The following is an 8,515-nucleotide window of genomic DNA, read 5'->3' as shown; positions in this document are numbered from 1 at the left end:
GACGGCACCCGCGGCGGCGCGGATGCATCCGCGGCGCGCGGCACCCGCGGCGGCGGCCGGGGCCGTGGCCAGTCCGCGGCGGGCCAGCAGCGGTCGTCGAACCAGCGCGGATCCGGCCAGGGGTCGGTCACCGTCTACAGCAGCGACACCGGGTACACCGGCGCCGGGCAGGGCGGCGGCAGCAACCAGCGGCGCCGCCGCGCGACCCGCCCGTAACACCCCGCCGTGCGGGCGGGGCTGGGGGGGGCGGGGGGGGCGGGGAGCCCCGCCGCAACCGGGACGAACCCCCCCCCGCGCCGCGCACGGCGGCGGTCGCATCGGAGCGCGGACACCCGGCGCTATCCGGTCAGGGCCAGGCCCTCGCCGAGGAAGTACGCGCCAAGGACCAGCAGTACCACCAGCGTGATCGCGGTCATGTTCCTCTCGATCCACGCCCTGGTGTCCCCCAACGCCGAGTCGATCCGGTGACCGGCGACGATGCGAACGCTGAGTGGCACAATCACGCCCGCCGACGCAAGCAACGCGAATACCGCCGCCGCACCGGCGGACTCGGCGGACGCGAGCCGAGCGGCGCCCAGCGCCGCACCGGCGCTGACCGCGAGGGGAATGTTCTTCACGACGAGCAACCCCTGCGCGACGCCCAGACCGAAACATCCGATCGTGCCGATGCCGTCGAGGCGATCGAGGAGGCCGGGCTTGCTCGCCTTCCCCTCCGAGTCCGACCGCTCCGGTGCGGGCCGTTTGATCCAGGCCACCGCGGCCAGCCCGAAGAACAGCGCCGCGAACACCAGTTGGACGACGTTGATGCCGTCCGCGGTCTGCTCCGGGTGGTCGTCGTCGACGGTGTCGATCACCGCCGCCGCGATCGCGGTGATCGACAGCAACGCGAGGAACCACCCGAGGCCGAACAGGGACGTCTTGATCCTGCCTCGGTCACCGAGCAGAAGCACGATCGCGGTGGTCACCGCGAAGGGGCTGAGCGCCAGCCCCATTGCGTAGGTCGTCGTTTCTCCCACCGCTGACCACATGGTCATGCCGCCTTCATTTCTCACGTGCCCGTTCGATACTCGCGCCGACACTACGCCCGGCACGCACCATGCCGCCCGAACCATCCCCCCGGTCGCCGGATAGGGTCGCACCTACCTGTCAACGCGGTTGGAGAAGCACGCCCATGGTCGCACCATTCGCAGTCACCCACGTGTCCGTCGTCACCGGCGACGACGTCGGGACCGTTCACTCCGACTGGACCGTCGTCGTGAACTCGTCGGGCACAATCGAGTACGCGGGGCCTGCCTCCGATGCCCAGATCCCGCCCGGATACCGGAGCATCGACGGCTCGGGCCGCTACCTGCTGCCCGGCATCATCAACGCGCACGCCCACCTGTTCGCCGACGGGAAGCCGCTGCCGAAGATCTACACCCGGCCGCGGACCGCCCTGCTCGCCACCAAGTTCCTGCACAGCCCGCTCGGACGCCGCATGCTGCGGCGCCGCACCAAGACCAATCTGCTCACCCAGCTGCATACCGGCGTGACCACCATCCGCAGCGTCGGTGACGTCGGCGACGAGGTGATCGAGGCCAGGAACGCCATCGAGCGCGGCGAGTACGTCGGCCCCCGCATCATGCCGTCGGGTCCGTTGATGGCGATCACCGGCGGTCACGGCGCCCCGCAGATCGCGCACGTCTGCGACGTCCCCTCGCAGGGACGCCGGTCCACCCGTGAGAACCTCGATCGCGGCGCGCAGACCATCAAGATCTCCGCGACCGGCGGGGTCACCGATGCCACCGAGGTCGGGCATGCGGGCAAGCCGGAGATGAGCGAGGAGGGCATGCGGGCGATCTGCGACGAGGCGCACGCCCGCGGGGTACTGGTCGCCGCCCATGCGCAGGGAGTCGAGGGGGTGATCGCCGCGCTGCGCGCCGGTGTCGACACCATCGAGCACGGCAGCAGCATGAACGACGAGGCGATCGCGCTCTATAAGGACAACCCGAACTCGCTGCGCGGCTACTCGGCGATGATCCCGACGCTGCAGGCCTGCCTGCCGCTGGTGAAGCTGCCGCAGTCGGTGACCGGCGCCGATGACATCGTGCTGGCGAACGCGAAACTCGTTCTCGACGAGATGGTGTCGGGCATCCGGTCGGCCCTCGACAACGGCATCGTGCTCGGCATGGGCACCGACTCCGCGGTGACCTATGTGACGCACTCGAACACCTGGCGCGAGCTCGACCTGCTGGTCCGCTACGGCGGCCTCACCCCGGTGCAGGCGCTGCACGCCGCCACCGCCGCGAACGCGCGGATCCTCGGCCTCGACGACCGGATCGGCTCAATCGAGGACGGGAAGGACGCCGACCTGGTGCTCCTCGACGGCAACCCGCTCGAGGACATGCGTGCCCTCGCCGCGCCCCGCGCGGTCGCCGCCCGCGGCACCCTGATCGAGGACCTGCGCCCGGCCCGGATCCCGGAGATCGACGCCCGGTTCGACACCTTCTAGACGCCGTGGATCCCATCCTGGCGACCGTCCTGGTCCTGCTCGCCGCGATCGTCGCGTTCGTCACGAACAGGGTGTCACCGGCGGTGGTCGCGCTGGGGGTCGCGCTCGCGCTGTACGCCACCGGCGCCGTGACATTCGAGCAGACGATCGCCGGGTTCGGCGATCCGATCGTCGTCTACCTGGCCGGGCTGTTCGTGATCAGCGAGGCGCTCGACTCGACCGGGGTGACGGCGTGGGCGGGGCAGCAGCTGACCCGCCGGGTCGGGGATAAGCGGTCGTCGGTGCTGATCGCGCTGATGCTGCTGTCCGCGGTCCTGACCGCGCTGATCAGTGTCAACGGCACCGTCGCCGCGCTGGTCCCGGTCGGGGTCGCGCTGGCCGCCCGGCTGCGGCAGCCACCGTCGCAGCTCCTGATCCCGCTCGCGTTTGCCGCGCACGCGGGGTCGATGCTCACCATGCTCGGCACCCCGATCAACGTCCTCGTGTCGGAACTGTCCGTCGAGGCCGGATCGCGGCCGTTCGGCTTCTTCGAGTTCGCGCTGGTCGGGGTGCCGTTGCTGATCGGTGTCGTCGTGATCGTGGTACTCCTCGGGCCACGACTGCTACCGCACCGGTATCCCGCGAACGCGCCGCGCAACCTCGGCGATCACGCCGAAACACTCGCCCGCGACTACGCACTGCCCCCGGACTCCGCCCGCATCGGCTACGAGGACGGCGTCATCGAGATCGTGATCCCGCCCCGGTCCCCGTTCGTCGGCGACCTCGTGTACCCGGGAATGCGCACCGAGTCCGGGGAACTGGTGGTCACCGCCGTCCGCCGCGGCGAGGACCGTATCGACCGCACCCACCTGCGCACCGGCGACATCCTGGTGCTGCGCGGCACCTGGGAGGACCTCGAGCGCAAGGCGGGCAACCCCGGCGTCCTCCCCGTCGATTCCCCGGACCGGATCCGGCGGCAGTCCGTGCACCTCGGCGCCCGCTCCTACGTGTCCGTCGCGGTCCTCGTCGCCATGTGCGGGTTCCTGGCGTTCGACGTGTTCCCGCCCGCGATCGTGGTCCTACTCGCGAGCGCAATCCTCGTCGGGTCCCGGGTCGTGACGATGAGCCAGGTGCAGAGTTCGGTATCGCTGACCACGCTGATCGTGGTGGCCGGGATGATCCCGATGTCCACCGCGCTGCAGACCAGCGGTGCGGCAGAGCAGATCTCGTCGGCACTGGTGTCTTGGTTCGGCGCGAACTCACCGCATCTGCTGCTCGCCAGCATCGTGCTGCTGGTCATCGTCCTCGGGCAGTTTCTCAGCAACCTCGCGACCGTGCTCATCGTCGCCCCCGTCGCTGTCGCCGTCGCGGAGAGTACCGGCGTGTCGATCCTGCCGATGATGATGGCCATCACTGTCGCGGGGGCGGCGTCGTTCCTCACCCCGGTCGCGACCGCGGGCAACCTGATGGTTCAGGACCCAGGCGACTACCGGTTCGGCGACTACTGGAAGCTCGGATTACCCTGCGCCGCACTGTTTGCGGCCGTCGCGGTGTTCCTCGTCCCACTGATCTGGCCGTTCTGAGCCGCGGCCCGCTGACGACCGGACCCGTCAGTCGCCGACGACGTAGCGGTGCACGCCCGTCATCGCCTCTGCACCGCTCACGTGCGCCGGGTCCGCGACGCACGCGCCGAGCCTGCGCAGCGCCGCGTCGCCGTCGAGGCCGGAGCCGATCAGGACCAGCTCGGTGCCGCGGTCGCGGCCCCGGCCCCATGGGGTGCGGTCGAAGCGGATGTGCCGCCCGACGGTCTGCAGCAGGTAGCGCTGGGTGTGGCCCGGGATGCCGAAGTACACCGCACCCTTCATGCGGTACAGCCCGGCGGGCGGGTCCTCCAGGAACCGCACCAGGGCCCGCGGATCGATCGGATCCCTGCTGGTGAACGACACGCTGCGGTACTGGTCGTGCAGGTGCTCGTGCTCCCCGCACTCGTGATGCCGCTCGAGCAGCAGCTCGTCGAGGCTCAGCTGGCGGGGGCCGTCGTCGACGCGGACGACCTCGTCGAAGAGCAGCCGGGGATCGATCCGGCCGTGCGTCGTCTCCAGCATCGGGGATCGGTCGTTCAGGCCGGCGACCCGCTCCCGCACTGCGTCGGCCACCGCCCCGTCGCACAGGTCGATCTTGTTGAGCACCAATAGATCCGCCATCCGCACGTGCAGATCCAGTTCCGGATGCCGCGCGCTGGCGTCGTCGATCCCTGCCGCGTCGACCACGACGACCAGGCCCCCGAAACCGATGCCCGGATTATCGCTGGCGAGGAGCATGCGGACCATCGTGCGCGGCTCGGCGAGTCCGCTCGCCTCGATCACAATGACGTCGAGGTCCGCGCGGGTGAGCCGGTCCAGCATCGCATCCAGCTCACCGACGTCGACGGCGCAGCACAGGCAGCCGTTGCTCAGCGCCACCGTCGAGTCGACCTGACCGGCGACCATCATCGCGTCGATATTGACGGCGCCGAAGTCGTTGACGATCACCCCGATCCGCACCCCGTGGTCGCCGCGGAGCAGATGGTTCAGCAGGCTGGTCTTCCCGGAGCCGAGGAATCCGGCCACCAGCACCACCGGGATCCGCCGCCGTGCCACCCGCTCTCCTCCCGTCCGTCATCACCGTTTCGCTGAAATAGTAGTGAACTCGGTTACGGCAATGTGAACACCGGGTTGCGCACCCTTTCGCGCCGGTGGTTCGCGTCACATCCGCAGGTCTCGGCGTTGCGGATCATCGCCGGGTCACGCTGTAATAACGGCGCCCACAGGGCTTTCGGCACACTCCTCGCGATCTCGCGGGCACTCTTTCAAGGGGTACATGATGAAGTTGACGCGCACCGCGACCCTGGTCGCCACCGTCGGCCTTGCACTGGGCGCGGGCAGCGGCATCGCGATCGCCGCGCCCGCCGAGGGCGGGACGGGATCCACCGCGATCGAGACGATCGAGCGCGCCGCCACCCAGGAGGACGCCAACGGCGCGGTCCAGACCGCGGTCGGCGAGATGACCGTCAAGGGCCTGCGGGAGTGCGGGCTCGGTGCGCTGATCGGCAAGACCACCGACGAGATGAGTGTCAAGAACGTCGCGGTCTTCGTCGGCGCGATGGGCAAGCGCGTCGTCGCCCTCGTCGAGGGGCCCGCCGCCCTGGTCTCGGTCGCCGCGGGCGGCTGCGTCGAACGCACCCTCCTCGCCTTCGACGTCAGCAGCGGGTCCGCCGCGGCGGGCGGATCGGTCGCCTCCCTCGCGCTGGGCGGCTTCCTCGGCACCGGCTCGCTGGCCTCCGCCTCATCCGACACCGGGTCGAGCGCCGCCGGCCTGCTCGACTCCGCCTCGTCCGATACCGGCTCCGCCGACGCCGCCTCGTCCGACACCGGGTCGCTCGACACCGGTTCGCTCGGTGCGGATCTCGAGGCGAGCGGGGCCGTCTCCGACGCGCTCTTCGCCGGTTCCGCGGGAGCCTGATTCACCGAGGTACCCGTCACCGAGCGAGGGCCGGACACCATGCAGGTGTCCGGCCCTCGCCATGTTCGGCGGTGCGCGTCAACCGAGTTCGTCGAGCAGCGTTGCGATCAGGTCCGCGAAGATGCCGAGGTTCTCCGCCGTCGCGAGGTCCCGCATTCCGTCCGGGCCGAGCGTGGACAGCAGCGTCTGGAGTGCGGTGAGCCCCTGGGCCAGCAGGGCCTCGGGCCCGGCCGCACCCGGCCGCTCGCCCGCGCCGGGTGTGCTGGTGGTCGGTGCGGTCGTCGTCGGGGACGCCGGGGCCTGCGGGGCCGCGGCGGCCGAATCGTCGACGGTGCCAGGGTCGGTGGCGGTGGCCGGTGCGGCGGCCTCCGCGGTCGCGGGGGCGCCTGCCCCGTCCGTGCCCATCAGGAAGTCGACGGCACCGACGATGATCGCGACGGCGTGCTTGAGTCGGCCGTCGGCGCTGTCGAGGACCGCCGCGTCGGCGGGATTCGACCCGTTGCCCATCTCCACGAACGCGAGCGGCACCGTGGTCAGCGCGGGTCCGGCGATGTCGGCGCGGCTCTGCAACCCGTCCACCACCCCCGCGTAGTTCGCCGCGGTGAAGCCGCCAGCGAGGTAGGCGTCCCGGATCGCCGTCGACGCGGCGAGCCCGGGGCCCGACTGCACCTCGTCGACCCGCGCGTCGGGGATCGGCAGGGTCGGCACGATCAGGTGGAAGCCGTTCCTGTTGTCGTCCTCGCCCGCGACGGTCGAGTCGGCGTGGATGCTCACCGCGAGATCCGCGCCCGACGCGTTCGCGGCGCGGGCCCGCTCGTCCACGCAGCCACCCCACCCGGTGTCGTCCTGTCTGCTCAATTCGACCGTCGCACCGAGCTTCTCGAGGCCCGCCTTGACGAGTTGGGAGACGTCCCAGGTGACGGTGTGCTCGGGCGTCCCGCCGAGGGTGGTCATGCCGGTGGTCTGGCAGTCCTTGGTCCCGCCGCGGCCGTCGTCGACCTGCCGCGCCAGGTTCTCGTCGTGGCCGGTGCCCTGATGACCGGGGTCGAGGAAGATCGTCCTCCCGGTGAGCGGGGTGAGCGGTGCGACGGTCGCGGGGTCGGCGGCCGGATCGGCGAGCGCGGTCGGCGGGAGCAGCGCGGCGGTCACGGCGACCGCGGAGGCGGCGGCCCCGATGGTCCAGGTGGTCAGTTTCATGGGCGTCGACGGACGCACGACGGGCGGGACGCCCCGGCGCCGCTCTCCTTCCGGCGGGTAACGGCAGCACTGCCACAGCAGTCACTCTTGTCACATGCGGATCCAGTGAAGCACCCGTCGCGCGGTATCGGGCGGCGCGCGCGGCGGTTTCCGGCGAACTGTTGGCGTTCCGTGATCTCACGGGCTGGACGCGCGCTTGACCTCAAGTGCACTTGAAGTAGCACCCTTTGTCGCATGACTACCGAAACCGCCATCACCCTGCCCACCGAGACGGACGTTGCCCGCCTCCGCGACCTCGTCGCCGTCGTGCAGCGCACCCAACGCGCGGAAGACGTCGACGGCTTCCTCGCCCTGTTCGCACCCGACGCCGTGTGGGTCAACGGCGCGGGCCGCCGCCTGGTCGGACTCGACGAGATCGCGGCCTTCACCCGACAGGTGCTGCCCGGCGCGATGGCGGACCAGTCCGTCCGCTACGACGTGGTGGACGTGCGCTTCCTGGCGCCGGACATCGCGATCACCAGCGTCGATCAGGAGGCCCTCACGCCGGAGGAGCAGTCGTTCTCACCGCGGCGCGAGGGTCGGCCGACGTACGTGTGGGCTCGGCGCGGCGGCGACTGGCTGCTCGTGCAGGGGCAGAACACCATCGTGGTTCGCCCCGACACGGAGGTCGGCAGTGACGTCTCGGCGGCGGACGCGGCCGCGCTGCGCGCCATCATCGCCAGGGTCGAGGACGGATTCAACCGCAACGACGCCGACCTGCTGCTCGGCGACATCGCACCGGACGCCCGCATCGTGAACGCGGCGGGCATGGAGGCCGCCGGGCTCGAGGAGATCGAGGAGACCACCCGGCGCGGGCTCGCGCATCCGTCCCTCCGCGACGCCACCGCGCACTACCGGGTCCACGGGATGTCGATGCTCGGACCCGACATCGCGGTCGCCAGCAAGCGCGCCTGGTCGACGGCGGACGCGGCCGACCGGGGCGAGGCTCCCGAAATGACGGCGCTGTACGTCTTCGCGCGGCGGGACGGCCGGTGGTGGATCATCCGCAGGCAGAACACGCTGGTCCCCACCGCCTAACCTCGGGCGGTACAGAAAGGAAAGACCCGGTCAGACATTGTCTGACCGGGTCTTCTCGGTGGAGCTAAGGGGACTCGAACCCCTGACCCCCACACTGCCAGTGTGGTGCGCTACCAGCTGCGCCATAGCCCCGTGTTCTGTTGTGCTCACCCGGTGTCCCGGGCCCGGCGGGAGCCTCGACCGTTTCGGGCCGTTCCGCTCTCGCCTGGAAAAAGTTACACCACCATCGGTCGACGCAACAAATCGGCTGGTCACCGACATTTCCTCCGG

7 protein-coding genes, 1 tRNA gene and 1 pseudogene are annotated in these 8,515 nt (G+C 70.7%); 5 read left to right on the top strand and 4 right to left on the bottom strand.

What is annotated here, in order from left to right:
- Window positions 1–216, top strand: a pseudogene (locus ACFWPA_RS19360) (ATP-dependent helicase); the annotation flags it as partial.
- Between the two features lie 122 nt (window positions 217–338).
- Here the strand turns inward: ACFWPA_RS19360 and ACFWPA_RS19355 are convergent.
- The gene (locus ACFWPA_RS19355; protein WP_378507034.1) at window positions 339–1,034 is read right to left on the bottom strand and encodes a GAP family protein; all 696 of its coding nucleotides are present in this window, start codon (window positions 1,032–1,034) and stop codon (window positions 339–341) included.
- A 137-nt stretch (window positions 1,035–1,171) separates the two neighbouring features.
- Here ACFWPA_RS19355 and ACFWPA_RS19350 point away from each other — a divergent pair, with 137 nt between their 5' ends.
- Both ACFWPA_RS19350 and ACFWPA_RS19345 read left to right on the top strand, forming a co-directional pair.
- Window positions 1,172–2,491, top strand: coding sequence for an amidohydrolase family protein (locus ACFWPA_RS19350; protein ID WP_378571557.1), 1,320 nt, complete (start codon window positions 1,172–1,174; stop codon window positions 2,489–2,491).
- 5 nt (window positions 2,492–2,496) lie between these two features.
- Window positions 2,497–4,053, top strand: a complete 1,557-nt coding sequence (locus tag ACFWPA_RS19345; protein WP_378571555.1) for an SLC13 family permease — start codon at window positions 2,497–2,499, stop codon at window positions 4,051–4,053.
- A gap of 27 nt (window positions 4,054–4,080) precedes the next feature.
- Here the strand turns inward: ACFWPA_RS19345 and ACFWPA_RS19340 are convergent, their stop codons facing one another.
- A complete protein-coding gene (locus ACFWPA_RS19340) occupies window positions 4,081–5,109 on the bottom strand; it encodes a CobW family GTP-binding protein (protein ID WP_378571553.1) in 1,029 nt (342 codons plus the stop codon).
- A gap of 220 nt (window positions 5,110–5,329) precedes the next feature.
- Between ACFWPA_RS19340 and ACFWPA_RS19335 the strand changes: the two genes are divergently transcribed.
- Window positions 5,330–5,971 carry a hypothetical protein gene (locus ACFWPA_RS19335; protein WP_378507030.1) on the top strand — a complete coding sequence of 214 codons (642 nt, stop codon included), beginning with the start codon at window positions 5,330–5,332 and terminating at the stop codon, window positions 5,969–5,971.
- A 78-nt stretch (window positions 5,972–6,049) separates the two neighbouring features.
- Here the strand turns inward: ACFWPA_RS19335 and ACFWPA_RS19330 are convergent, their stop codons facing one another.
- Window positions 6,050–7,162, bottom strand: a complete 1,113-nt coding sequence (locus ACFWPA_RS19330; RefSeq protein ID WP_378571559.1) for an N-acetylmuramoyl-L-alanine amidase — start codon at window positions 7,160–7,162, stop codon at window positions 6,050–6,052.
- A 240-nt stretch (window positions 7,163–7,402) separates the two neighbouring features.
- Here ACFWPA_RS19330 and ACFWPA_RS19325 point away from each other — a divergent pair, with 240 nt between their 5' ends.
- Window positions 7,403–8,245: an SgcJ/EcaC family oxidoreductase gene (locus ACFWPA_RS19325; RefSeq protein WP_378571551.1), complete on the top strand. Its 843-nt coding sequence runs from the start codon at window positions 7,403–7,405 to the stop codon at window positions 8,243–8,245.
- Window positions 8,246–8,304: 59 nt separating this feature from the next.
- On the opposite strand, the gene ACFWPA_RS19320 is transcribed toward ACFWPA_RS19325, so the two are convergent.
- Window positions 8,305–8,377, bottom strand: a tRNA-Ala gene (locus ACFWPA_RS19320).
- Between the last annotated feature and the right edge of the window lie 138 nt (window positions 8,378–8,515).

Source organism: Rhodococcus sp. NPDC058505, from assembly GCF_042720095.1.
GTDB lineage: Bacteria > Actinomycetota > Actinomycetes > Mycobacteriales > Mycobacteriaceae > Rhodococcus_G.
This window is presented reverse-complemented; position numbering and strand designations above follow the sequence as displayed.

Excerpts from the sequence above, each read along its gene's own strand:
- ACFWPA_RS19325 (WP_378571551.1), top strand. The coding sequence starts at position 7,403 with ATGACTACCGAAACCGCCATCACCCTGCCCACCGAGACGGACGTTGCC.
- ACFWPA_RS19355 (WP_378507034.1), bottom strand. The coding sequence starts at position 1,034 with ATGACCATGTGGTCAGCGGTGGGAGAAACGACGACCTACGCAATGGGG.
- ACFWPA_RS19350 (WP_378571557.1), top strand. The coding sequence starts at position 1,172 with ATGGTCGCACCATTCGCAGTCACCCACGTGTCCGTCGTCACCGGCGAC.
- ACFWPA_RS19335 (WP_378507030.1), top strand. The coding sequence starts at position 5,330 with ATGATGAAGTTGACGCGCACCGCGACCCTGGTCGCCACCGTCGGCCTT.